We start from the raw sequence: 24979 nt of genomic DNA, 5'->3' as shown, positions 1-24979 counted from the left end.
GCATCCTATCTAGCGCTGGGCAAGTCAGGTAATGCCTGACTCCAGCGCTCAGCTTCCTGCTCATTGACCTCAATCCCGAGCTCACCCTTTTCATTTGCCTCGATCAAGCGCCTGATCGCAAGTTGATGACCCTGACCCGCTGCCGCCGCATAATAATGGTAGGATTTTTCAGCATTCGGCTGGAAATAATGTTCAAAGCCATCCTCAAACACCCTTCCCATTTGATACTGAGCTTTCATATCGCCCTGATCTGCTGCGCGCTGCAGGTAGATAGCACCTTGGATTTTATTTTGCACATCCTCGCCCCGAAAGTGCAGCAGATGCCCATACACCGACAAAGCTCTTGTACTGCCATTATCTGCCGCCAAACGAAACACCTTCATCACAAAACGGTGTTTACGCTCGGACCGCTTAAGGAGTGAGGAACGAAACAATGCAAACGCAAACCAGAAGATCACAGGTGACAGTAGATGCATCAACCAGCGCATAATAACCTCAAGTTAGATAATGATGGGCAATTCAAGATAACCTGCCAAACGTGACAGCAAGCACCATTATATCAGCAGCTACTAATTTAAGCATACAACTACAGAAACGGGAGGATTGCGACAAAGCGCTTGTTCCCAACGGGAAATTAGGCTAAAACCTTTAGATCTCTAAAAGACATAAATAACTCGCGTTATATACCTAGTAGTTATATACGGTATGTATATCACTATAGCGCAGCAATACGGACTTTCAGGTAACGACTATGAAGATCTTCGAAGACAATTCCCAGTCAATTGGTAATACACCGCTCGTACGACTGAAACGCATCGCGCCAGAAGCCAACCTTCTCGGCAAAGTAGAATCTCGTAACCCAGCAGGTTCCGTGAAGTGTCGTATCGGTGCCAGCATGATCTGGTCAGCTGAAGAAGATGGCAGCCTGAAACCCGGTATGACCATGGTTGAACCAACCAGTGGTAATACCGGTATCGCTCTGGCCTTTGTTGCAGCATCCCGTGGGTACAAAATTATGTTTACGATGCCCTCTTCCATGAGCCTTGAGCGTCGTAAACTGATGAAAGCACTGGGGGCTGAGATCGTTTTAACTGAGCCTGCAAAAGGTATGAAGGGCGCTATCGACAAAGCGCAGGAGATTGTGGACAGCAATCCAGATCAATACCTGATGCTGCAACAGTTTGAAAACCCGGCCAACCCAGCAATTCACGAGAAAACAACCGGCCCGGAGATCTGGAACGACACCGACGGTCAGATCGACATTCTGGTTGCTGGCGTGGGTACCGGCGGTACCATTTCCGGTATCTCCCGCTACATTAAGAAAACTCAGGGCAAAGCCATCACCACGGTGGCCGTAGAGCCGGTCGACTCACCTGTTATTACTCAGGCGATCAATGGCGAAGAGATTAAACCAGCTCCGCACAAAATTCAGGGTATCGGCGCAGGTTTCATTCCAAAGAACCTCGATCTGGAACTGGTCGATCAGGTTGAGCGTGTTAGTAATGACGATGCCATTGAGATGGCGCGTCAGGTTGCACAGAAGGAAGGGATTCTGGTTGGTATCTCCTGTGGCGCAGCGGTTTGTGCGGCTCAGCGTATTGCTCAACAGCCTGAAAACAAGGGCAAAAATATCGTAGTAATACTACCAGACTCCGGTGAACGTTATCTGTCATCCGTGATGTTTGAAGGTATGTTTACCGAGAACGAAACCCAGCAGTAATGGCTACTCTATGCAGCCAGACATAAAAAAACCGGGTCATACCCGGTTTTTTTATGTCTGTAACTAAGTAGCTGAGTTGTCAGCGAATACTTAGTGAATCAGCTCACGAATCGACTCATGCGTCGGAAACTGTGTACATTTGTCGACAATCACGTTTCCGTCACGACTACGAGTAATGGTGTACCAGCTTGCGTTGCGCTCCTGATCTGCGTAAAAACCATTCACAGAAAAGTTCTCACCATCTACTGCCAGCACTGCAATCGTGCGGCTTTTAAACTCGGTTGACATCCACTCGCTCCCATTTTGTTGTTGTAAGATTTTATCATTTTTGTAGTTTTACTACATACAATCTTAGCGTAGTCCGGAAATTTAACAAGGGTATGAATCGATCACGACGGTTTTATGACATACTGCCCCGCACATGAATATGGATATGAATAGGTATCAAGGTGAAAAGTAGTTTTCTGCCGGGTGGATTGGTTTTAGCGTTTTTAGTCGCGTGGTTACTGCCAGAAGCAGGCGTCCAGTTAAAAGACTGGGGACTGATTCCTTGGATGGTCGTGACCATCTTTATCGTCAACGGGTACCAAACCAACCTCAGCGAACTACCACGCAGTAAAAGCTTTGTTGTCGCGATGAGTGTGACGGCCGTTATAGCTCTGTTAATCAGTCCATTTATTGGTCTGGGTGTTGCTTCAGTCCTGGGTATGGGAGCTGGCTTTACTCTGGGATTGGTCGTGAAAGCGACGGTTCCGCCGACGTTATCCACCTGTATTGTCATGACTCAGCTAGCCGGAGGTTATGGTGCATGGGCACTCATTATGACTCTGGCCCTGAATATCGTTGGTATCTTTACCATTCCGTTTATGCTGGACCTAACACTGGATGGCATCGGTGACATTGTCATCGATCCGCTGCCGCTACTGCAAAAATTGGTGATGCTGGTGTTATTGCCGTTTCTGGCAGGTCTTGGTTTGCGCCGGATTGCAACCCTAGACCCGAAACACCTCGTACTCCAGTATCTGCCCTCCACTTGCGTCATTCTGACCGTCTGGATGGCGCTGTCTGATTCCTCGGAGATCTTCCAGTCACTGGACCTGATAACACTCGCGTCTATAGGCTTTGCAGCGCTGAGCGTTCACCTGATATTGCTCGCACTCTGCTGGGGTGTTAGTAAACTACTTAAACTGGAATGGAAAGCCGCTATTGCGGTGATTTTGACAGGTTCACAGAAGACCTTACCGGTTGCCGTGAGTGTACTAACGGCACTGAACCTGCCGATGGGTGAAGCGCTGCTAGTCTGCGTGCTCTTTCACTTTCTGGTGTTATTTGGCGATGCTTTACTGGTTCCTTACTTGAAACGCCCGCTCAACGAGCAGGCGTAGTAATCAGCGGTCGAGTACAGGGAAATTAACTGCCCAGTTCGGCCAATCCTTCCACAGAAGGCGCAAAGAACGCAGCACCCGTCACTGCACGGGTGTATTTCAGCAGGTGATCGGTATGCCCTTCACCGTCACCGCTCACCATACTTTCCAGCATCAACCGGAAGTTCTGATTATTTCGGCAGTAGCTGGCAAACAATAAACCACACGCCTGCAAATCGCCGTAGGGCATGCTGTGACGCAAAATCTCTACTGAGTTGCCGTTGCTGTCTTTCAGCGAGGTGCGTTTTGTATGGGCCGTAAGCGCCTTGTCAGCACCTGCATATTCAATATTCTCTGCTTTAGTTCGTCCCATAATATCCTCCTGCGCTTTAATCTGCAGACGGTTCCAGTGGGTCATATTGTGAACATAGCGTTGAATATGAATATAGCTACCGCCATAAAAAGCACGGTCTTCATCGCCGACAACAGCCACATCTATACGGTGCTCGCCCTCCGGGTTTTCCGTACCATCGACAAAACCCGTCAAATCTCGGCTGTCCAGATAGCGGAAACCTTCCACCTCTTCCACCAGTTCAACCGCATCTCCCAATTGTGCACTCAATGCCGAGGCAAACTGAAAGTTGAGATCTTTCCGTTCAGAGCGAATATGAAATAACAGATCAACCGGTGTGAACGGGGCAACGTTGCCACCATTTTCCAGTGCCGGAAACGGTGCTAACTCAGCGGGCCGTTTATGTGCACTCAGACGGTCCCAATACCCACTACCAATCGCAGCGACGGCATGAAAATCAGCGTCAGGATATTGCGTTCGATATTCAGCTTCCAACGCAGGAATCTGGCGCAAGACGTTAAGAACGTTGGCCAGCGCGCCTTCTGCACTGGATTGGTTATAAGTCAGAAATAAGGCAGCGCTATTCGCCGCGGCGGTAATACCCAACTGGGGACGGGCGGACATATGAAACTCCCTGTGCTCATAGAGAAAACAAGAAAAGTATAACCAGCTAGCAGGGACAGGGGTATTTGATTTCAATAAAGAGACTGATAGGTATCAGCTATAGATGTAAAACGGAGGGTAAAACTGCCTGCTTACAAAAAGGGCCGGCAATGCCGACCCTGATCAGAACGTAACTCGCTTATTCGCCGGTCGAGACCGGACGTGCCGGATCGCGAATCCACTCACTCCAGGAACCTGCATAGATTCTTGCACCACTTAATCCGGCAACTTCCATCGATAACAGATTATGGCAGGCCGTTACGCCCGAGCCGCAATAATGCACAACCGTATCGGCGGCACGGCCATCCAACAGTGCACGCCACTCCTCTGATAACTGCTCCGCAGACTTAAAACAACCATCCTGCAGGTTATCCGTCAGTGGACGGTTCAGCGCGCCAGGAATGTGCCCAGCTACCGGATCAATCGGTTCTTGGTCACCACGATAACGCTCTGCACTGCGTGCATCGATCAAAGCAATATGTGCCTTAGAGGTCTCACGGATCACATCATCCACCGGCATGTTCATACTTGCACGCAGCTGAGGGATGAAGTCCCCCTCCTCTGGCTCAACAACATCCTGAGAAACGGCACAACCTTGTGCTGCCCACTGAGGAAAGCCACCATCGAGTAATGCGACGGCATCATGCCCCAGGTAACGTAACAACCACCACGTACGTGCAGCCATCGCACCACCGCAGTCATCGTAGACAACAACCTGTTGATCCTTCTTGAGCCCACTTTGCTGTAGCTTGGCAGATAGCTTATCCACATCGGGCAACGGATGACGGCCGGTTGTTGGGAGAATAGGCGAAGAGAGGTCATCATCCAGATGCATAAAAACTGCCCCCGGCAGATGACCTTCGTTGTATACACGCTGACCATAGTCGATATCCGCCAGACTGAAACGACAATCCAGAATCAGCACACTGCTATCCGATATCAATGTGTTCAGCTCAATCGCAGTAATCAGCGTGTTATACATCGTCTTCTCTCCGTTTATCGCTGTATGACCAGATCAGCCCAGCAATTCAGCCAACTCTTCACGCAACAGGTCCAGTTCGTTCTGAGCTTTCTGCTTCGCCTTCTTCTTCAGACCTTCAACTTCTGCTTCTTTGCTGGCAATCAATGCCTGAGCTGCCGCGGATTTGTCATCAGCAGCCTGCACTTCATCCAATTGCGGTTTAAGCTGCATCAGAATACCCCGTCGACGCCCGGCTTCTGCACGCGCCATCGCTTCTTCGGAGACTTCTTTCTTTTTCTTCTCTGCTTTCACGCTGCTAGCAACATGGGTCAGAGGGCGGATACCCGCCGCAATACGCACTTTATCCAGCAGGTCAGACGACTTCTCACGCGCTTTAACAGCACCTTTTTCCAGTACCGCCTCAACGTCTGCCGGATTCGCCATCAGCTCATTGTATACAGCACGCGGCTGACTCAGCTTAGCATCCATAAACTCGAACAGCTCTTTCTTCGCATCACCCCAGCCGATGCCATTGAGGAACTTTTCATGCATCTGCTGTTGCTCTGCATCATCGGCAAAGCAGCTGTAAAGCTGGAATAAAGTGCTGTCATTCGGATCTTTCGGCTCACCCGGCATGCGGGTATCCGTTTTGATCTGATTGACCAGTTTGCGCAATTCATCGGAGGAGCAGAACAAAGGAATGGTATTGTCGTAACTCTTGGACATCTTACGACCGTCCAATCCCGGAATCAGCTGAGTCTGCTCATCAACCAACGCTTCAGGCAACGTAAACAGCGGCTCATAGGTATGATTAAAACGACCGGCCACATCACGCGCCATCTCGATGTGCTGAATCTGATCCTTACCCACCGGGATAATATCCGCGTTGAACATCAGAATATCCGCTGCCATCAGGATCGGATAACTGAACAGGCCCATGGTGACGCCGTCGTCCAGATCCTGCTTGCCCGCATCACGGTTCGCATCAACAGACGCTTTATACGCGTGAGCACGGTTCATCAGCCCCTTGGAGCACATGCAGGTCAGAATCCAGGTCAACTCCGGAATTTCAGGAATATCGCTCTGACGGTAGAAGGTTGTTACATCCGTATCCAGACCCATAGCCAGCCAGGTTGCCGCCACCTCACGGGATGAACGCGCAACACGGTCTGCATCATGGCATTTAATCAATGCATGATAATCCGCCAGAAAAAAGAAGCTGCTGTATTCCGGGTTGTGGCTCGCATCAATCGCGGGCTTGATTGCACCCAGGTAGTTACCCACATGTGGAGTGCCGGTAGTTGTGATACCGGTCAGGACCGTCTTCTTGCTCATGAAACTCGATACTCTGAAATCTGGAATAAAATTTGACCGCTATCATAGCCTAAATCACTACTAATGGCGCGTGCTAAGAGGGCGACTCAGCCTTCCCTTCTACTAAAAGCAGTGTTAAAAACAATGTCTTAACTCTCTAACATCAGTGTGTCTCTTTTATGTCTGAATCGCTTGCTTCCTGGATCTCTCTTTCCGGTTTTGTACTCTCTGCGCTGGTCCTGTTTGTACGCGCCCCTGATCGGTCAGGCCACACCATCATGATGAACCTGCTGACCGCCGTATTATGCTTGTTTGGAGGCTTTCTGATTGCCGCAGCACTTATGAAACTCAGCGGTGGAATTACAAACCCGATCGTAAACTCTGTTCTCGTGGTTGTTGGCGCACTGGCATGTGTGGCGGCAAAAGAGATGCTATCTACCCGAAGAAAGGCCAAGTAAACAGGTCGGGCTTAGCAGTTCTGCAATCCTGATCAACACTCTGACTGATACCTTTTAACGTTATTGGGAGAGTGTATATTGGGAGAGTGTAATGGACATGTCCGTGCACAGTCTGGATGCCCTGTTTGACCCGTTGTGTCTACCAAGCAGCGAGAAGGATCTCGAACACTTCGTCAGCACGCATCGCCTCGACAGTGGTCGATATTAAGCTGACAACGGCGACTTTTTGGACCTCCTCGCTATCCAGTTTTCTGAAAGAATCACTGAATTCTGAATCTGACTGGAGTGAACGGGTCGATGAATTGGACAGCATGCTACGACACTGACACGTAGCCCCTTCTTTCTCAAAAGGCCGTACGAAATGCGGCCTTTTTTGTTGCCGTTCTGGCGCGTATTATGAGGACCAAACTGGGTTAAGGATTGATAGATACCAATGCTGATTGTTATTTCCCCTGCGAAAACACTGGATTATGAAACCACGCCGGTGACTGACGTACATAGTCAGCCGGGTTTCCTCAACCACTCCGCCGAGCTGATCGAGCAACTGCGCACACTGTCGGTTCAAGACGTGGCCGAATTGATGAAGCTGAGTGACAAGCTCTCCAGCCTGAATGTCGCCCGCTTTGAAAGCTGGACACCCGAGTTCACCACCGACAACGCCAAACAGGCATTACTGGCGTTTAAAGGGGATGTCTATGCCGGTATGGATGCCGAAACGTTCAGTGCCGAAGATTTTGAGTTTGCTCAAGACCACCTGCGGATTCTCTCAGGCCTATATGGTCTGCTCAAACCGCTGGATCTAATGCAACCCTACCGGCTGGAAATGGGTACCAAACTGGCAAATGGACGGGGTAAAGACCTGTATCAGTTCTGGGGCAATATCATTACGGATACACTAAACGAGCAGCTGGTCAACGAACAGGTACTGATCAACCTGGCTTCCAATGAGTATTTCAAAGCGACTAAAGCTAAGAATATCTCCGGGCGTATCATTACGCCGGTGTTCAAAGACTGGAAAAACGGTCAGTACAAGATGATCAGCTTCTATGCCAAAAAAGCACGCGGCCTGATGAGTCGATACATCATCCAGAACCAACTGGAAAACCCTGAGCAATTAAAAGACTTTGATCTTGACGGCTACCGATTCGCAGAAAGCATGTCCGAAGGCGATACCTGGACCTTTATCCGCGATCACGAAGAGTAAGCATCACTCTCGCCAGGTAAAAAAAAGCGACCCTATGGTCGCTTTTTTTGCATATAACCGAACAAATTCCGTCTTTACGGCTGCTCGATACCAACGATAATCCAGTCCGCATTGTCGACTGTAGTATCACGGGTCAGGTGCCAGATCTCGTTAAACTCCGTGGTCTGATCTGAGTCTTCTTTCAGCCAGCCGTAGAAGTTAATGCTCACAACCACGTGATCAGATTCAGTAATAAAGTTAGCCATTTCAGCCATCACCGAGACAACTTCTGTGCTCTGATCTTCAGGCAGCTTAGCACGCTCTTCTTTCAACGCGGTCAGCAGTTCTTCCGAGGTGTAAGTCGCAATCTCATCCCAGTTGCTGTTGTCCCATTCACGCTGCAGGGTAGTGAAATGAGAACGAGCGCCCTCCAGAAAAGCTTCCTGATTAAACCATTCAGGCGTTTCCGGTTCTGCATTCCCTAAGCCAGAGCTGAATGCAGGCGTAGGTTTAACTTCTTCTGCAGATGCTGTCGGTGCGGTATCAAATGCACTGCGTTTCTGTTGACGCTCCGGACGTAATTCATATTGCGCGCCATCGGTTGCGTACTTTGGCGGCCGTTGGGATTGCCGGTACATCGAGAATATTTTGTATGCGATAAAGGCGATACCTAACACAAGTAAAATATCCATAAACTGGATACCTTCAAATCCACCGCCAAAGAACAGTGCTCCCAACAGGCCACCTGCCAGAAGACCCGCCATCAAACCACCGAATCCACTACGTTTCTTAGCTGGCTGCTGGGTTTTAGATGCAGTATTTGTTGCACTTTGTTTGTTCTGAGTCGGAGCCGGTGAAACCTTCTTCTTCGGTGTCGAGAAGGATTTACCGAAGGAGGAACCACCGCCCAAGCGTTTTGCTTCAGCGTAATCGACGGTAAACGTAAAGCTAGCCAGGACAACCATCAGGCTGACGAGAAAAGTACGCATAAAACTTCCTAATTTAGTAATTTCATTCGTTTCAGGGTATCGGCAATGACCGCCAAATAGATACCGGCAAATATTAATACCACACCCCAAAAATGGAAAGAATATAACGCTTCTCCCAGAAAGAGAACCGATAACAACAAACCAAAGACCGGCATCAGATGAATAAACAGCCCTGCAACCGCAGCGCCCAACTCTTCAACCCCTTTATTCCAAAAGATATACGCAAGAATCGATGGAAAGATCGCCATATAGAGGACGGTCGCAATAACCGAGCCACTCCACTGGATAGGAGAGCTACTCTGCTGCTCCCACACACTCAGCGGTGCCAACACAATCACGGCAATCACCACAGTAACACCAAAAAAGGTGAATCCGTCCAACCCCTTTGGTTTCCAGCGCAGACCCACAGAATAAACCGCCCACACCAAAATTGCCCCAATTATCCACAGATCGCCCTGATTAAACTGCATATCAGTAATCACACTCAGCTGCCCCTGCGATACGAGAACCGCCACACCGCTAAAGGAGAGCGCCACGCCAATCCATTGTCGGGGTGAGCCCCGCTCTCCCAAAAAGAGTGCTCCGATCAGAAGAATGACAATAGGTACCATCGACTGCATCAGCACAGCATTTGTCGCCGTTGTATCCTGTAATCCGAGATACACCTGAGTGTTAAAGCCCGCAACACCCACCACACCAAAGAAAATCAGCTTTGTAAGGTTTGCTTTAATGACTTCGCGGGACTTCCAGATACGTGGAATCAACCACGGAGAGATGATCAACAATGCCAGCGACCAGCGAGTAAACGCCATCGTAATAGGGGGTAGATCTAAGTGCATAGCACGCGCCAGCACAAAGTTGCCCGACCAGAAGAGCGTGGTCAGCACGAGCAGAATATACGCCAAGACAGTTTCCTTATTGCCGGCTTAACAACCGGGAGAGCAGATTACCGGTGGGTTCATGCCCAGTTTGCAGATAGTGCAACGTATTGAAGTTGTTCATCGTCCACTCCATACGCCTCAAAGACTTACTTTTACCACAAAACAGGATCTCATCACCGGGCTTCAGCAGATCCAGCTCACCTGGCAGGATGTCATACATGTCGCCACTGTGCAGCATGAGAGGGAAAGCAGATAACTTTTGCTGACGATCCCGTGGATCTTTCAACAATATCCCCAATGTAACGTCACCACCGCTATTGAGTGACTCCATCAATGCAGGCGAGTTCTCCTCATCAACCTTCACTGACCAGCTATCCAGCTCTTCTTCCTTGGCAACACTGTTCATTCGGTTAAGCAATGTGTGCGCCCAAACATCATCGTATGCCTGCATCTGCTCGATGAACACCGGCAGTAAAGGCGATTTCAGATGAGCCAATACACGATTGGCAATAATCTGCCCCGGCTCCATTACAAAATCGGCTTTGGAATTCTTAAAGACTAACTTATTCGCGTGCACATTCTGCCGTACGACCGTGATCAACTTTTTGTTCATTTCACGGGCGGTCATTATGATCGACAGATTATCGGCATCATTCGCTGTACCCGCGATTATACCCACCGCATCTTCAACCCCCGCTTCACTTAGCGTCAGCGCTTCCGTGCCTTTGCCACGCACCATGTACGGCAGATCGGTATCCAGTGAAAGATTACTGTCCACGACGGTCAGATCAACATCATCCTCGTCAAACTCACGATAGAGCGCACTACCAAAGCGACCATAACCGCAAATGATCCACCGTCCTTTGGTTTTTTGATAAGCACTGGAAAGCGGACGATGATAGGGATTCACCAACCAGTCATAGACCAGATGGGTATACGGCGCATGGGCCGCCAACGAAAGATACTCAGCATACACCCGAAACGGATTGACCACCTGATCGGTACCAAAAGAGAGCAGATTCGCGGTCGTAACATCCTCTTCCGTACGACTGATCACCATCCGTTCCGGGCGCAGTAATTTACTGGCAATCGCGATCGACAGATTAACCTGATCGACATTGGTCAGTGCCAGCACGCCAACACATTTGTCATGCTGTAAACCCGCGTCATCTAATACATCCGGCAGAGACGCATCCGCACATAATCCCGGCACTTCAAACTGCAGTTCACCCGTTGTTTCCACTGCATCAACACGCCCCTCGTCCAGATCAACCACCACGGAGCGAATACCACGCTTTGCCAGCTTGCGAACAATGATGGACCCGGTCACACCATATCCACAGACCAGATAAAATGGCTCGGTCATGTTGTCTACTTTGCGCACAAATGAACGACGCCGAAGCATACGCCCAAATACAGGCTCCTGTACCAATGCCAAAATGGTACCGATGCCATAGAGCCAGGCGATAACCGTGGCGTAGATCGTCGCCAGCGTCCACATACGCTGCGCATCGGTGAACGCATACGGGATCTCACCAAAACCGATGGTGGATCCCATAAAAGATACGAAATAGACCGCATGGAAGAAATCCATACGATAGACATTGCCCTGATCATCCATACCGGGAATCAGAACAAAGCCGAGAATAGATCCGGCATACACCAGGATCATCGTAATCAGCGGTACCCGCAGACGCCTGAACAGCGCATAAAGGACGTTATTCATGACCGCGTTCCATCATCAGTCAGGCGGCCTGTCAGCGCCGCACCATGATAGTTTCAACCATCAGCAGAATCACAGAGATCACATTGGCAAGCAACGCTCCGCCACTGAGTGATACCACACTACTCATATGGGAAGGTGTCATACCGACTCCGCTAATATGTTCAGCATATCCCCAGATCATCGCGGCAACGACTAACTGCAAATCAGCAACCAGCGAGGTCGCCATCATTGACGCTCCCAGATGGGTGCGATCACCAAACTTCAATACGGTACAGATCAGGCTGATAACGATTGCGGCAAAAAACTCAAAGACATTGTGATGCTCCGGGTTATCGATCTCTCCCAGAAAAAAACCAAAGTTCACGGTCAGTGCCAGTACGATAAAGAACGCGAATATCACTTTCTCTTTGTTCATGAAGTCCTTCCTGAATTCAAACCGTTATCAGCGTATATCCGCTCGATTGTATCACTGTGATCCCGGCTCCGCATGAAGCTGAGCGGAACTAAATTGCCCATTATCAATCGAATGGTGTTCTTTTCTGAAAATTCATTAATAATTAAAACTGCCTTGGTTAGAACGAAACAATTGATCAAAAAATAGACAGAATAAGCATATCAATATAGGATCGAGTGCTTATACATAATAAAAACGACAGACTAAGGAACCTGCCGTCGTAGCTATATCGAGTAACTTGGTAGCGCTTTGCAGGATCCCTAACTTCAGCAAAAGGCCCGATGCATATGACCCCACTGAAGCGCCTGCCATTCAGCAAATACGCTCTTTTCTGCCTCCTATTTTTGTTGGGCAATATTGCCAATGCGGGGGTACACACAAGCCCGAGCGATTCGCGCGAATATCTTACCTTCACCTTGAACAACCAGATGAAAGTACTGGTGATCTCGGACCCAACAAGCAGTAAGGCTGCGGCATCACTGGATGTAGCCGTTGGCTCCAATGCCAATCCAAAAGAACGAGAAGGTCTCGCCCATTTCCTTGAGCACATGTTATTTCTGGGTACCGAAAAATACCCTGAAGCAGGTGATTATCAGGCATTTATTAGTTCCCATGGCGGTAATCACAACGCCTACACCGCCTTTGAAAACACCAACTATTTCTTTGATATCAAAGCGGATAGTCTGGAACCCGCACTGGACCGTTTTTCACAGTTCTTTATCTCCCCCTTATTCACCGATAAGTATGTAGACCGTGAACGTCATGCAGTGCATTCCGAGTATCAGGCAAAAATCCGCGACGATGGCCGCCGAATTTACGCGGTCACCAAACAGATCCTTAACCCCGAAAATAGTTACAGCCAGTTCTCTGTTGGTAGTCTGGAAACACTGGCGGATAATGAGAACGGCAAAATACGTGATGATCTGATCAAGTTCTATCAGCAGCATTATTCCGCTAACCTGATGTCACTGGTTGTGCTGGGTAATCAGAGCACCGCGGACCTGAAGGCCCTGGTCGAAGCGAAATTTACTGCGGTACCGAACGCCCACGTACGTCCCTTTCGCAATAACACACCGCTGTTTAAGCCAGCGAGTCTGCCACTTAAACTGAACATCAAAACGGTCAAAGACCTGCGCTATATGTCGATGACCTTCCCGATGCCTGAAGTTCGTAGTCAGTGGCGTAAAAAGCCGCTTTATTACATCAGTAGTCTGGTGGGTTACGAAGGGGCTGGCAGCTTGTTATCCGAACTTAAAGCGAAAGGCTGGGCAACCGGACTAGCGGCGTCAACCGGTACAAGTCTGCCGGGTGAATCGACTTTCCACGTAAATATCGCACTGACGCCCGAAGGGTTACAGAATCAGGAAGCGATCACTCAGCTGTTCTTTAACTATATCGATCTAATCAAGCAAGGCGGTATCAGCGAAACCTTGTATCAGGAAGAGAGTGACCTGAACCGCATTCAGTTCCGTTTTCAGGAACGCAACGAACCGATTCACTATGTCAGCCAATTGTCACGTCAGCTGCGCCAGTATCCTATGCAGGAAACCATTCGTGCGCCCTACCTGTTTGAGGCATTTGACGCCGAGTTGATCGGCAGCTACCTGACCAACGTCCGCCCGGATAATATGCTGCTTACCGTTAAAGCACGGGATGTAGAAACTGACCAGTCAAATCCTTGGTACAACGTAGAGTTCAGTGCCAAACCGATCAGTACTGATATGCAGCAGGCTATGTTGCAAGGTCCAAAAACTGCTGCACTATACATCCGTGGTACAAACCCGTTCGTAGCGACCAACCTGCAACTCAAGGATCGCGCCACTGCAGCCACTAATCCTCAGGTCATCCTGGAACAACCCGGCCTGACACTTTGGCATCAGCAGGACGCCAGCTTTAGCTCACCAAAAGCGAACCTGTTCTTCAGTGTCATGTCCCACCGCGCCAATCTGACCTCTAAAGATGCAGTGCTGACCGGCCTCTACACGCGTATGGTGAAAGATCGTCTGAATGAAGTCCTGTACGACGCCTATGTCGCAGGCCTGAACACGGATATCTATCCACATCTGAAAGGTTTTAGCGTGCGCCTGTCGGGCTATAACGAAAAACTGCCGGTACTGCTGGAAAAAGTAACCGCCGAGTTGAAAAACCCGATGTTTACTGAACAGCGGTTTGCTGTGATCAAACAGCAGTATGCCGATCAGCTGGCAAACGCCAAAAAGGAAAAACCGTTCAACCAGACCATCAATGAAATTTTTCAGTTGTTGCTGCCCCAGTGGAGCAAAGCGGAAAAGTTAGGCGCGATCGACACCGTTTCGTTTGCGGATCTGCAACGCTTTACACCTGAGCTACTGGCAGAAACCGAACTTCGCGTGCTGTCCCACGGCAACATGCTAGCGGATGAAGCGACCGATATGGCGAATCATATTGCCGTTACATTGCTGAAAAAAGTACAACCGAAACACCTGTCGCAAACCCCGGTTGTACGTTTACAGAAAGGCCGACCGTTTGTTCAGACTCTGGATCTTCCACACAACGATTCGGCGATCAGCATCTACTTCCAGGGTAACGACTCAGCACTTAAAACCCGTGCGGAGTTCGCGATCCTCAGTGAGTTGATGTCATCACCGTTCTATAGCCGTCTGCGGACCGAAAAGCAGTTGGGCTACGTGGTATTCGAGACGCCATTACCCCTGCGTAAAGCACCGGGGCTGGCATTTGTCGTGCAGTCACCGGTAGCTGATCCGCTCTCGCTGGAGGAGCATATCACCCACTTTATGGATGATATGGGCGACCAGATGCTGGCGATGAGTGATACCCAGCTGGAGAAATACAAACGCAGCGTCATTTCACGCATTCTCAAAGAGGAAAACAGCCTGAGCGAGCGTAGCGCACGCTACTGGAATCAGATTGACCGTAACAATGCCGACTTCCACAGCCGTGAAGCACTGGCAAAATCCATTGCCGAGCTGTCACTGCAGGAACTGCAGCAAGGCTTTAAACAGTTACGTGATCGTCAGCTGATCGTGCGCAGCTTCGGCCTGAAGCATATGGAAAACGCCAGTCGTGAAGAGATCGGCAGAACCTGCGATGTTGAGATCAACTCGCTGAAAATCGCAGGGGAGTTCATGCCGGAGGCCTGATTCTCAAGTCACTTCAGATACATTCCAGATATAAAAAGAGGCGCTTGATGCGCCTCTTTTTATGGATCACTCGGAGGAAAGCGCCCCTTATTCCTCTTCAATAATTTCCAGTGCCGAGCACGCCTCGCCAAAGATCAGACAACGTTCTTTTTTCTGATCATCCGCAATGGACTTAAACACCAGATCCTCTCCAGATAATGTCGGCCCGTTTTTCTCTAACTTGTTCATTAATATGTAAAACGCTGGGTCTGCTGCGGGTACAACCGTGGGGGGAGGTAACGTCGACGGCAATTTAAACGCTTTGACTTCAGCCATTGGCTCAACATCAAAAGTACCACGCGGTAGCCCTTTGTATGCCTGAGACGGCTCAATAGCGAAGATCAGTGCACCGCCCGGACGGGTAACATCATAGGGGATCGAATTATCCACAAGAGATTCCTCTGCCTTCACAGGCAAAGTCACGCAAAGAACAATCAATGCGGCATTGATCCCCAGTTTCACTATGCAAAATCCTCCATCGGATAAACCGACTCAGCGTAAACCGCCAATTCTTCGAGTATATGGCGGTCACGATCACTGCAATCGGGTCGGGCATACAGTTCATTCAGGCGTTCGTAAAATGCACTCATTGTCAGATGTCCGCTGTTGTCCGGGCCAAGCAACTTGCGGGAACGGTACTCCTCCCATATTTGCTGCTGCTCACTGGTGAGCACAGACGGACAGTTTCGTGCTTTATAGCGCAGGAACATCTCTTCAAGACGCCCATCCTGAAACGGCGGGTCCAGCGTCATCAGGGCATCACTATCAGCGTTTCTGACAAGCTCCATAGAGTTCTTATCGGCATCATTGAAGAATCCGCCAGCGTAGATCATCAGATCCGGATCACTTTCACCTTCAAATGGATTTGCGCTGAACAGATCCATCAACTTATGTTGCAAACCGTTCATACCACGCAAGATCTGCAAATGGGTTCGACAGGTATCACCGTCTATCGATAAGCGTTGAGCTTCTTCTTTATTCAACATACCTGCCGGAGCGATGATCGGGCATTTATTGATGTGAATCTGCTTCAGCGCAATACGCGGATCATCGTCAGACAGCGACTCCCGCTTGGTATACATCAGTCTATTCAACTCTTCGACTGAGAGTTCCATTAACGGCGAGGGATCGAAACGCAGATCCCACGCCAGAATGGCGTTCTTATTCGTCGGATGCGTACCAATAGGCGCAATAACCGCCAGGTTGCCGAACTCCACCGGATACCGAGATGACACATGAAGCACCGGTTTCATACTCACAACATCCAGCTTATTCTGAATCGCCTGTTTACTACGATTGCCCACTACAAACTCATACAGTTTGGGCTGCTTCTCGCGCACCAGCTTAGCCATCTCTATCGTCGCTGTAACGTCGGACAGCGCATCATGAGCGGCGCCATGGTCAATACCGTTCGCTTTGGTCAGATCTTCCAAACGTAGACTTGGACTGCCGTCATCGTACGTCGGCCAGTTTATGCCATCCGGGCGCAACGCCCGCGTCAGACGCAACATATCGATGATATCCCAGCGCGAGCAGCCGTTTTGCCATTCGCGCGCATAGGGGTCATAAAAGTTGCGATAAAGCGTATTACGGGTCACTTCGTCGTCGAAACGAATACTATTGTAACCCACCCCACAGGTACCCGGCTTTGCCAGCTCTGCGTGGATTTCACGGATAAAGTCAGCTTCGCACAAGCCCTCTTCCAGTGCTTTCTGAGGTGTAATTCCGGTGATCAGGCACGCATCCGGATGGGGCAACAGATCGTCCGAAGGACGACAGTAAAACATCACCGGTTCACCGATTACGTTAAGGTCAGCATCAGTGCGAATCCCGGCAAACTGCATAGGACGGTCGCGCCTCGGATCTGCACCAGAGGTCTCATAGTCGTGCCAGAAAAAAGTCTGCTTCGCACTCACAAGTAAATATCCTTTTGGGGTATGGAACTGGTAATCACAGAGGATATAATACCTCACAGTTCATGGAGGGATCATCCGTATGTTGCACGACCAAGACATAACTAAAGCTTGTCCCTGTAACTCAGGCAAACCCTTCCGCTTTTGCTGCGAGCCTGCGATTGAAGGCCATAAACCTGCAGCGACTGCTGAAGCTTTGATGCGCTCACGTTATACCGCGTTCTCCTTAGGCGCTGTTGATTACCTGATTGGCACCACAGCCCCGGAAAACCGCAACCCTGAAGATGCGGAAATTCTCACCGAACAGGTGAAATGTACCAATTGGATTGGGTTAGACATTCTAGCCACTCAACAGGGCGGAAAAGGTGACGCTACCGGCATGGTAGAATTTGAAGCACGCTTTGAAGCTGATGAGCAAAGCGGTGTACTGCGCGAACACTCCAACTTCCGCTGTGATAATAACCAGTGGTATTACGTCGACGGTGACGTCGAAGTCAGCATTAAATAGACTCCGTCCGCAGTATCCGACCTGCTCAAAACACGGACAGGTCAACGCTCACGGGCTGACATGCCGGTTAAGCTGAAATTCGTGATCAATCGCCTTTTTCATCATTTCATAATAATTGAATGTCAAGCCTGTTCCTGTGACTTTTCTGCGCTAGAATAGCCTCCCCCAGTTGCTCTGAGTGAGCGACTGACTAGTTTGTGATTTCGGGATCGGGATTGAATGTTGTTCAAATTTTTTAAACCCAAGTGGCAAAATCAAAAACCTGAAGTACGCCTGCGGGCTATTGAGGAGATAGGCCATGACACCCCGGACTCAAGTGCCATTCTTGAGCAACTGGCACAATCCGATCCGGACCAGAATGTCCGACAAGCGGCAACATCTCGTCTAAACAATATCTCTCTGCTGGTCAAAATCAGTCAGCATGAACAGAATGAGCAGATTCAGCGCTCGGCACGTGATCGAATGTGCTGCCTAATCGTTGATCAGCACAGTGCGCCGGTGGAAGATCGCCTCAGCGCATTGCTCACGCTGGATTCATCCAACTTATTGACGCACATTGTGCTCAAGGCAACCGATCAGACGTTACAGCAATCAGCGCTGGAAAGGATCTCAGATCAGGATGCGCTTGCCACCGTGATCCGAAGCAGCGCGCTGGCACAGTTACGCCGTCAGGCTGCCCAAAAGATGACCGACCAGCCACTGATAGAAGCGCTGATTAAAGAAACACTGGGCCGGGACAAAAGCGTCAGCCGCATCTTTCGTAACAAACTATCTGAGCTGCAGCAGGCTGAACAGGTCACACAAGCCCTGCAACTGCGATGCGAAGAACTCTCCGCCTCTATCAATCAGTTGGCCAGCGGTGAGTATTTCCCTCAATACGGCGCAAAGTTACAGGCGCTAACAACAGAGTGGGAAAAAGTATCAGCCTCTGCAACGTCAGACATTCATGCGGCTGCATCCTCAGCCCTTCTGGCGGCAAACGAACGTCTTGAAACGATTAAAGCCCAGGAACTTGCCACACAGCAAGCTCAAGCGTTAGCCGCAGCCCAGGCCAAAGAACGCAGCACAATGATTGATGGCCTTCGTTCAGCGGCCTCCAATCTGATTAAAAACGCAGCTCAGAACAATGTACCTGAATCAGTCAGTCAGGAGCCGGTCGAACTGTTGGTGACTCAATGGGCAAACATGGAAAATGTGCCCTCAGACCACCAGAATCGCTTTGATCAGGAACACAAGCGCTGCACGCAGCTACTCAGCTCAATCGCAGAGATCGTAAATCAGGCAGACACCATCCAGACGCTGGCTCAGCAATCAGCAGACACTGATACGCTACCTGAAGCTCAGCTGGAAAAGTGTGCGAAACAGTGCCGTGCCACGATTAAGTCCATCGCCTGGCCATCTGCAGAGAACAAAGCAGCAGCCTTACGCATTCTCGAAAACAGCCGCCGTGCCTTCGACCAGCAACTCAAACTGCTACAACAACAGAGTCAGTCCGAGTTCAGTGCATTTGAGGATGCTCTGCAGCAATTGGAAACGGCTATTGAAGAAGGTCAGAGTAAAAATGCTGACCGGCGTTTCAAGCACGCTGAACAGGCATTTCAGAAACTGGGGCGTTCATGTCCACGCAATCTGGAACGCCGTTTTCGCCTTCTGACTGGCCGTGTTCAGGAAATGCAGGAATGGCGTGGTTACGCTGTCAGCCCTAAAAAGGACGCCCTTTGCGCAGAAATGGAAGCGTTGGTTGGGAACGGCATGGAACCACAGCAACTGGCGAACAAGATTCGTGACCTGCAGCAACAGTGGAAATTGCTCGATTCGACCGATTCCGTGCACTCACATCGTATTTGGAAACGCTTCAAGCAGGCTGCAGATGAAGCCTACAAACCTTGCGAAGTGTTCTTCAATTCCCAGAAAGATGTCCGTGAAAAGAATCTGGTTAGCCGCCAGAAACTCTGCGACCAGCTACAAGCGTATCTGGATGGCATAAACTGGGATGATGTTAACTGGAAAGAGCTAGATGGTCTGCTGAAACAAGTTAAACGGGAATGGCGTGAGCATAGCCCGGTTGATCGCAGCCCCGGCAAGAAAGTACAAACCCTGTTTAATTCCCGTTTGGCTGAACTGGAAGGCCCTCTGAAAGCCTATCGACAAGAAAACGGTGAGTTGAAGCGCCGCTTAATCGATGATGTTAAGGCACTGCTGGAACAGGACGATCTCAGTACCGCGACTGACGATGTAAAAGAGATTCAGGTGATCTGGAAGGAAACCGGTCCAACATTCCGCAATAAGGAACAGCAGCTGTGGCAACAGTTCCGCGAACTCTGTAACGACGTCTTTGACCGCTACCATCAGAACCGCCGGGATCAGTCCGAACTGAAATCCAGTGTGACATTAGAGATCGACAGCCTCTCTCTGGAGATGGAAAACGCCCAGTCACCTTTCTGTGGACTGCATCGTTTAAACGAACTGTTGGAGATTGCAGAGCAGACCTACGATGATGTTGAACATCAACTGACTGACCAATCAGCTCAGCGCTTCCAAGCCGTCTATCTGGAGCTAAAAGCACTTCAGCAAGCATTGCAGTCGATGCAGGATGATGAGGTCAAAGCGTTACAACGTAAAGCAGTACTTTGTGAGCAGCTGGAAATTGCACTCCTGGAAGGCGATTACGAAGAAACACTCACGGCGGTCTATGACAGCTGGCAGGATGATAGCCACCTGCCTACGCTGACTAAACACAATATCGATGCCCGATTCCAAGCCCTGTGCGCACTTGCTGAACAGTCCGGTGATGCTCTGAAAGACTGTCTGACTGAGCAGGATGCTTACCTGCGTCAGCTTTGCATTCGTCTGGAGATCGCTTTGGGTCAGCCATCACCGGTCGAAGACCAGGCACTGCGTATGGAATACCAGATGCAACGTCTGCAACAGGCACTGGCACAACAGGAAGAAGCCTTGAATCTGAAGGCCGTCAAAGCACTACGGTGTGAATGGCTATGCGTGCCGTTTAGCAGCCATTACCCTGCCCTTACACAACGCTTTGAGCACTTGATTAACAGTCTGCTTTGATCAGACCAGGAAAGATGGTGTTTAGTTTGTCTTAACACTAAAAGCTCTATATATCAGCCAATAAAAAACCCGCCTAAGCGGTTTTTTTATTGGCTTGCAACTAATCAGATGATTAGTGCATATGCAGACCACCGTTGATGGACATATCAGCACCCGTGATGTAACCGGAATCCTGTTCTGCCAGGAACGTAACCATACGACCAATCTCTTCTGGTGTACCGAAACGACCCACAGGGATAGTTTTGCAGATCTTAGCCTGAACTTCTTCAGCGATCTTAGCAACCATTGGAGTCATTACGTAACCCGGAGAAACGGTGTTTACAGTTACGCCTTTAGCTGCAACTTCCTGCGCCAGGGCTTTGGTGAAGCCGTGAATACCTGCTTTAGCGGCGGAGTAGTTACACTGACCAAACTGGCCTTTCTGTGCGTTTACGGAGGAAATATTGATGATACGGCCCCAACCCTTTTCGATCATTGGGTTGATAACCAGACGGGTCATATGGAACATAGAGTCTAAGTTAGCACTCATTACTTCATCCCACTGTTCCCAGCTCATTTTCTTAAACTGACCGTCACGCGTGATACCTGCGTTGTTGATCAGTACATCTACGGGGCCACCGGCAACCTCTTCAACCGTTGCGATACACTGTGCGCAAGATTCTGCGCTCGTTACATCACCGTATGCAACTTTGATATCGAAACCCGCTTCCTTCTGCTCTGCCTGCCATGCTTTAGCTTTATCGTGATTACCACCACTGTTATAACCAGCTACTACATTAAAGCCGGCTGTAGCCAACGTACGACAGATATAGGTACCCAGACCACCAGTACCACCTGTTACAAGAGCAATCTTCTGACTCATACTCACATCCCCTTTTAGTATATTATCGTGAGTTTATTGTGCTTTTTAATTCTTATTCTTTGTCGATGTCCCTGACTTACTACCGATCATAATATCAGCTCGTACAATAAATAATATGACTTTCGTTGAATAATAATGTCACACAATAATTGTGTTATATGAAGCCCCGATGACAGAGCAATTGGATATAAGCTAAGAAGAGTTTCTGTACAGAAAAGGTTACGCAGGTTGATCTGCAAGCCGTTTCAAATGGCGACGCATCCAAAACCACGCGGTTAATGCCGTCAGAGCATTGGCAATGACCAGACCACCAAACATCCCCTGCAGGCCAAAGAAATGACTGCCTAACCACCCAAGGGGAACGTAGAAGATGAAAAGCCGAGTAATGCTGATACGCATCGCTCGCAACGGCTGATGCAACGCGTTAAAACTGGATGCGGTAAGGAATGTTGCCGCCTGAAATCCAAAGCCGACAGGGACAATCAGGATCCAGATACCGATCCATTCCTGCACCTCCAGATTGTCACTAAACAATGCAGCGACACTGCCTGCCCCCAGACACAAGCCAATATAGAGCACCGTCTGCCAGATCAGCGCAAAGCGAATGGCAATGCGGTATGCACGAATAACTCGCTCGGTTTGACCCGCGCCAAAATTCTGACTGATAAACGGCGGTAATGTCATCGACAAGGCCAGACACGCCAGCAATGACAAAGATTCGAGACGATTCCCCACCCCAAAGGCCGCAACAGCCTCAGCACCATAGGTTGCCACTAGTGCGGTTAGTACACCATTCGCAACCGGGGTCATCATATTGGACAGTGCGGCGGGTAAACCGATCTTCATCACCGAACGCCAATGCTGCCAGATACGTTGTATATGCAGTGGCTGCAGAATGATCAGTCCGCGGCGATGATAGAGAATATGTAGCACCAGAAAAAAGGTTATTCCCCAGGCAATCACACTCGCAATTGCAGCCCCCTGCACCCCTAAGGCAGGAATCGGCCCCCAGCCAAAAATCAGCAGAGGATCGAGTAGCATGTTCATCGCCGAAGAAAACGCCATAATTTTCGCAGGCGTTTTAGTATCACCGCTGGCACGCATACAACTGTTGCCAACCATATTAACGACCAGAAATACCGAGCCCCAGAACCACACCGACATATAGGTATTAATGTAAGGCAGAAGCGCCTCAGAGGCCCCCATAGCGCGGAACAACGGTTCAATGATCAGCTGACATACCAAGGCAATACCCAGTGTCAGGAGCGCGGTACTGAGGAGGTTATCGGACGACAGAGAGCTGGCCTTATGATGATCGCCAGAACCGATTAAACGGGCTAATGTTGCCGATGTACCAATACCTAAACCTATTGCCAGACTGGTAATCGAAAACGTCACAGGAAACGTGAACCCCAAAGCCGCCAGCGGTTCAGTGCCCAGTTGCGCGACGAAATAAATGTCTGCCAAGTTGAACAGCATCAGGCTGACAATACCCATCATCATAGGCACTGTCATACGCACTAATGTGGGCTGAATATCATCACGGATCAGATCGGGTTTGGCTGACATAGAGGGTCCGGGTCGAAATGAGATCCCCGATGTTCAATCATGCCGGGGGATAAGTGCAGCTAATCCTAACCTGTATCCTTCTATGCGCAAGCAGTATTCACGAAACTCAGTGTTTACTTCCCGTGAATAAAGCCAAACAACGAAAAAGCCCGGACACGTCCGGGCTGAGGGGGAGCTACTAGTACACTTTTATCGATTAACGGCCGGAAGCACGCAGGTTCTGAACGGTGAATTTCTTCGCCGGATTCAGCTTAGGATCAACCTGACCTTTAAACTGACCTGTCGTACAGTGATTAGCCTGCATATCAACCATTGAGAACGCATCGTCAATTGCCACACCAGTGCCTTTGTTACGCGGCAGGTGGAAGTCAGGGTGCGCCTGACCAATCAACCAGCTCTTCCACATGTCACCTTTACGGTCATAGGTGATGTTACGTGGAATGGTAAAGGTCTGAGCATCCATGAAATGCTGACGCTTGCTGATCGGATGGTTAGGATCAATTGGGTCAGATTCTACGACATACACCTTACGCAGCTGCCAGGTGATATTCGGGAAACACCCGCCCTTACCGCCAAACGCCACGACCTGATAACCTTCGTCATCTTTGTGGGTTTCAGCGTCCAGTTCCATCTCGTTGTGGTTATACATCGGCAACAGCATGGTCTTAGTGCCTTTGAAGGACCAGTTCATATCGCTGATACGACCGTTATAACCTTCGAAGTCCTCGATCATGATATCGGACCCCAGGAACGCATCCGTCACCTGGCCGGTAGACAGACGACGTACGCGACGCTGGAAACCCAGGTACAGGTACGCATTGTCACGCTTGAGATCGTCTTCATAACGCTGGATCAGCAGCTGTGTGTTTTTCACATCAAACGGCTCCAGTACCTGCACGTAGATACCACGGAACAGGTTGGATGGGTTTGGCGTCAGTGCCGGATAAGGCTCTTGAGACGTACGATGCGTAAAGTTCAGGAAGTGGAAGTTAAACTTAATTGTACGTTCAACTTTACCGCTCTCCATGTTGCGATATTTCCAGTAGAACGGATAGATCGCAGCAGAATCGCCCCAGTTGTAACCGTACTTGAAGTTCCACGCCAGTTTCTCACCTGAACGTGGGTCATCCATAGACGGCTCCTGTGGGAATGGACGGCCTGCAACAGAACCGCTGATTTCACCGGATTTTTCGCCCAGCTTCACGTCGCCAGAGTACTTACGCGTCGCATCAACATAGGTTTTATTCAGATCAAAGGACGTGGTTTCGCCTACTTTGATTTCGTAATCACCATTCTTGATGAACTTATACATCGCCGGATCAAGATACTCTTTAACGGCTTCAACATTTCCGCTGTTGATCACCATACCCGGAGCAACACCCTCCGCTTTCGGCGCACCGTTCGCGTATGGATAGAATGATTGCTTAACTACATCTTCAGAGATCTGTGCAGCTTGTGCAGACATTGCAAAAGCGCCACTGATCGCGACAGAGATAAGTGCTTTTTTAAACATCATCATTACCTTTTATTATTTTCAGATGCGCTTAGAAGCGATACTGAACTGTGAGCTGATACTCATCTTCTTCATTAGCCATACCCAGGATGCCGGTTTTAAAGCGTCCGGTTGGCTCAAATCCACCCAGACCAGCTGATCCGGACATGCCGCCAGCGTGTTCCGGTGCACCGGTATACGCGGTGAATGGGTTGTATGGGTTACATGAACGGCAGTCGTCTGCGGATTTCGGACCCGGACCGAACTTGATGTTGGCACCGGCAGTGACTTTCCAGTTGTCATCGATCAGCCATTCCACGGA

The 24979-nt window shown here is 49.6% G+C and carries 23 protein-coding genes and 1 pseudogene; 9 read left to right on the top strand and 15 right to left on the bottom strand.

The genetic code is table 11. The annotated features are described in order from the left end of the window. Positions 1-5: 5 nt before the first annotated feature. Positions 6-368, bottom strand: coding sequence for a tetratricopeptide repeat protein (locus tag IOQ59_RS05090; protein WP_228050705.1), 363 nt, complete (start codon positions 366-368; stop codon positions 6-8). A 383-nt stretch (positions 369-751) separates the two neighbouring features. Between IOQ59_RS05090 and cysK the strand changes: the two genes are divergently transcribed. Continuing rightward, the gene (gene cysK, locus IOQ59_RS05085) at positions 752-1720 is read left to right on the top strand and encodes a cysteine synthase A (RefSeq protein ID WP_193952191.1); all 969 of its coding nucleotides are present in this window, start codon (positions 752-754) and stop codon (positions 1718-1720) included. A gap of 90 nt (positions 1721-1810) precedes the next feature. On the opposite strand, the gene IOQ59_RS05080 is transcribed toward cysK, so the two are convergent. Then, positions 1811-2008 carry a hypothetical protein gene (locus IOQ59_RS05080; RefSeq protein ID WP_193952190.1) on the bottom strand — a complete coding sequence of 66 codons (198 nt, stop codon included), beginning with the start codon at positions 2006-2008 and terminating at the stop codon, positions 1811-1813. Positions 2009-2169: 161 nt separating this feature from the next. Here IOQ59_RS05080 and IOQ59_RS05075 point away from each other — a divergent pair, with 161 nt between their 5' ends. Continuing rightward, positions 2170-3105 carry a bile acid:sodium symporter gene (locus IOQ59_RS05075; protein ID WP_193952189.1) on the top strand — a complete coding sequence of 312 codons (936 nt, stop codon included), beginning with the start codon at positions 2170-2172 and terminating at the stop codon, positions 3103-3105. Between the two features lie 25 nt (positions 3106-3130). On the opposite strand, the gene IOQ59_RS05070 is transcribed toward IOQ59_RS05075, so the two are convergent. From IOQ59_RS05070 to IOQ59_RS05060, 3 genes are all read right to left on the bottom strand, one after another. Beyond that, positions 3131-4060, bottom strand: coding sequence for a Dyp-type peroxidase (locus tag IOQ59_RS05070; protein WP_193952188.1), 930 nt, complete (start codon positions 4058-4060; stop codon positions 3131-3133). Between the two features lie 178 nt (positions 4061-4238). Beyond that, positions 4239-5081 (bottom strand): sulfurtransferase, encoded by an 843-nt coding sequence (locus tag IOQ59_RS05065; protein WP_193952187.1) that lies wholly within the window; start codon positions 5079-5081, stop codon positions 4239-4241. 33 nt (positions 5082-5114) lie between these two features. Beyond that, positions 5115-6395, bottom strand: coding sequence for a tryptophan--tRNA ligase (locus IOQ59_RS05060; protein ID WP_193952186.1), 1281 nt, complete (start codon positions 6393-6395; stop codon positions 5115-5117). 158 nt (positions 6396-6553) lie between these two features. On the opposite strand from IOQ59_RS05060, the gene IOQ59_RS05055 reads away from it, so the two are divergent. The 4 genes from IOQ59_RS05055 (at position 6554) to yaaA (ending at position 8036) form a co-directional block, all read left to right on the top strand. After that, positions 6554-6832 (top strand): hypothetical protein, encoded by a 279-nt coding sequence (locus IOQ59_RS05055; RefSeq protein WP_193952185.1) that lies wholly within the window; start codon positions 6554-6556, stop codon positions 6830-6832. Positions 6833-6923: 91 nt separating this feature from the next. Beyond that, the gene (locus IOQ59_RS21320; protein ID WP_255512521.1) at positions 6924-7040 is read left to right on the top strand and encodes a DUF2789 family protein; all 117 of its coding nucleotides are present in this window, start codon (positions 6924-6926) and stop codon (positions 7038-7040) included. Next, positions 7027-7158 (top strand): DUF2789 family protein, encoded by a 132-nt coding sequence (locus IOQ59_RS21570; RefSeq protein WP_371871828.1) that lies wholly within the window; start codon positions 7027-7029, stop codon positions 7156-7158. The genes IOQ59_RS21320 and IOQ59_RS21570 overlap by 14 nt, the downstream gene beginning before the upstream one ends. 107 nt (positions 7159-7265) lie before the next feature. Beyond that, a complete protein-coding gene (yaaA, locus tag IOQ59_RS05045) occupies positions 7266-8036 on the top strand; it encodes a peroxide stress protein YaaA (protein WP_193952183.1) in 771 nt (256 codons plus the stop codon). Positions 8037-8110: 74 nt separating this feature from the next. Here yaaA and IOQ59_RS05040 read toward each other — a convergent pair whose 3' ends face one another. The 4 genes from IOQ59_RS05040 to IOQ59_RS05025 are packed head-to-tail and all read right to left on the bottom strand — an operon-like array spanning position 8111 to position 12026. Then, positions 8111-9004, bottom strand: coding sequence for a Tim44 domain-containing protein (locus IOQ59_RS05040; RefSeq protein WP_193952182.1), 894 nt, complete (start codon positions 9002-9004; stop codon positions 8111-8113). Between the two features lie 8 nt (positions 9005-9012). Next, positions 9013-9909, bottom strand: a complete 897-nt coding sequence (locus IOQ59_RS05035) for a DMT family transporter (RefSeq protein WP_193952181.1) — start codon at positions 9907-9909, stop codon at positions 9013-9015. A 10-nt stretch (positions 9910-9919) separates the two neighbouring features. Continuing rightward, a complete protein-coding gene (locus tag IOQ59_RS05030; RefSeq protein ID WP_193952180.1) occupies positions 9920-11611 on the bottom strand; it encodes a potassium channel family protein in 1692 nt (563 codons plus the stop codon). A 31-nt stretch (positions 11612-11642) separates the two neighbouring features. Next, entirely contained in the window at positions 11643-12026 is a 384-nt protein-coding gene (locus IOQ59_RS05025) for a DUF6394 family protein (protein WP_193952179.1), read from the bottom strand. A 326-nt stretch (positions 12027-12352) separates the two neighbouring features. Between IOQ59_RS05025 and IOQ59_RS05020 the strand changes: the two genes are divergently transcribed. After that, positions 12353-15205, top strand: coding sequence for an insulinase family protein (locus IOQ59_RS05020; RefSeq protein ID WP_193952178.1), 2853 nt, complete (start codon positions 12353-12355; stop codon positions 15203-15205). Positions 15206-15292: 87 nt separating this feature from the next. Here IOQ59_RS05020 and IOQ59_RS05015 read toward each other — a convergent pair whose 3' ends face one another. Both IOQ59_RS05015 and sbcB read right to left on the bottom strand, forming a co-directional pair. Continuing rightward, the gene (locus IOQ59_RS05015; protein WP_193952177.1) at positions 15293-15634 is read right to left on the bottom strand and encodes a hypothetical protein; all 342 of its coding nucleotides are present in this window, start codon (positions 15632-15634) and stop codon (positions 15293-15295) included. Between the two features lie 71 nt (positions 15635-15705). Continuing rightward, positions 15706-17160 carry an exodeoxyribonuclease I gene (sbcB, locus tag IOQ59_RS05010; RefSeq protein WP_193952176.1) on the bottom strand — a complete coding sequence of 485 codons (1455 nt, stop codon included), beginning with the start codon at positions 17158-17160 and terminating at the stop codon, positions 15706-15708. A gap of 79 nt (positions 17161-17239) precedes the next feature. Here sbcB and IOQ59_RS05005 point away from each other — a divergent pair, with 79 nt between their 5' ends. Further along, positions 17240-17665, top strand: coding sequence for a YchJ family protein (locus IOQ59_RS05005; RefSeq protein WP_193952175.1), 426 nt, complete (start codon positions 17240-17242; stop codon positions 17663-17665). Positions 17666-17884: 219 nt separating this feature from the next. Further along, entirely contained in the window at positions 17885-20734 is a 2850-nt protein-coding gene (locus IOQ59_RS05000; protein ID WP_193952174.1) for a DUF349 domain-containing protein, read from the top strand. A 112-nt stretch (positions 20735-20846) separates the two neighbouring features. Here the strand turns inward: IOQ59_RS05000 and phbB are convergent, their stop codons facing one another. From phbB to IOQ59_RS04980, 4 genes and pseudogenes are all read right to left on the bottom strand, one after another. Beyond that, the gene (gene phbB, locus IOQ59_RS04995; protein WP_193952173.1) at positions 20847-21596 is read right to left on the bottom strand and encodes an acetoacetyl-CoA reductase; all 750 of its coding nucleotides are present in this window, start codon (positions 21594-21596) and stop codon (positions 20847-20849) included. Between the two features lie 219 nt (positions 21597-21815). After that, the gene (locus tag IOQ59_RS04990) at positions 21816-23165 is read right to left on the bottom strand and encodes an MATE family efflux transporter (RefSeq protein WP_228050704.1); all 1350 of its coding nucleotides are present in this window, start codon (positions 23163-23165) and stop codon (positions 21816-21818) included. 196 nt (positions 23166-23361) lie between these two features. Continuing rightward, positions 23362-24678 carry a DUF1329 domain-containing protein gene (locus IOQ59_RS04985; protein ID WP_193952172.1) on the bottom strand — a complete coding sequence of 439 codons (1317 nt, stop codon included), beginning with the start codon at positions 24676-24678 and terminating at the stop codon, positions 23362-23364. 31 nt (positions 24679-24709) lie between these two features. After that, positions 24710-24979 (bottom strand): annotated as a pseudogene (locus IOQ59_RS04980) (hypothetical protein); the annotation flags it as partial.

The organism is Pontibacterium sinense (assembly GCF_015209595.1).
GTDB lineage: Bacteria > Pseudomonadota > Gammaproteobacteria > Pseudomonadales > Balneatricaceae > Pontibacterium > Pontibacterium sinense.
This window is presented reverse-complemented; position numbering and strand designations above follow the sequence as displayed.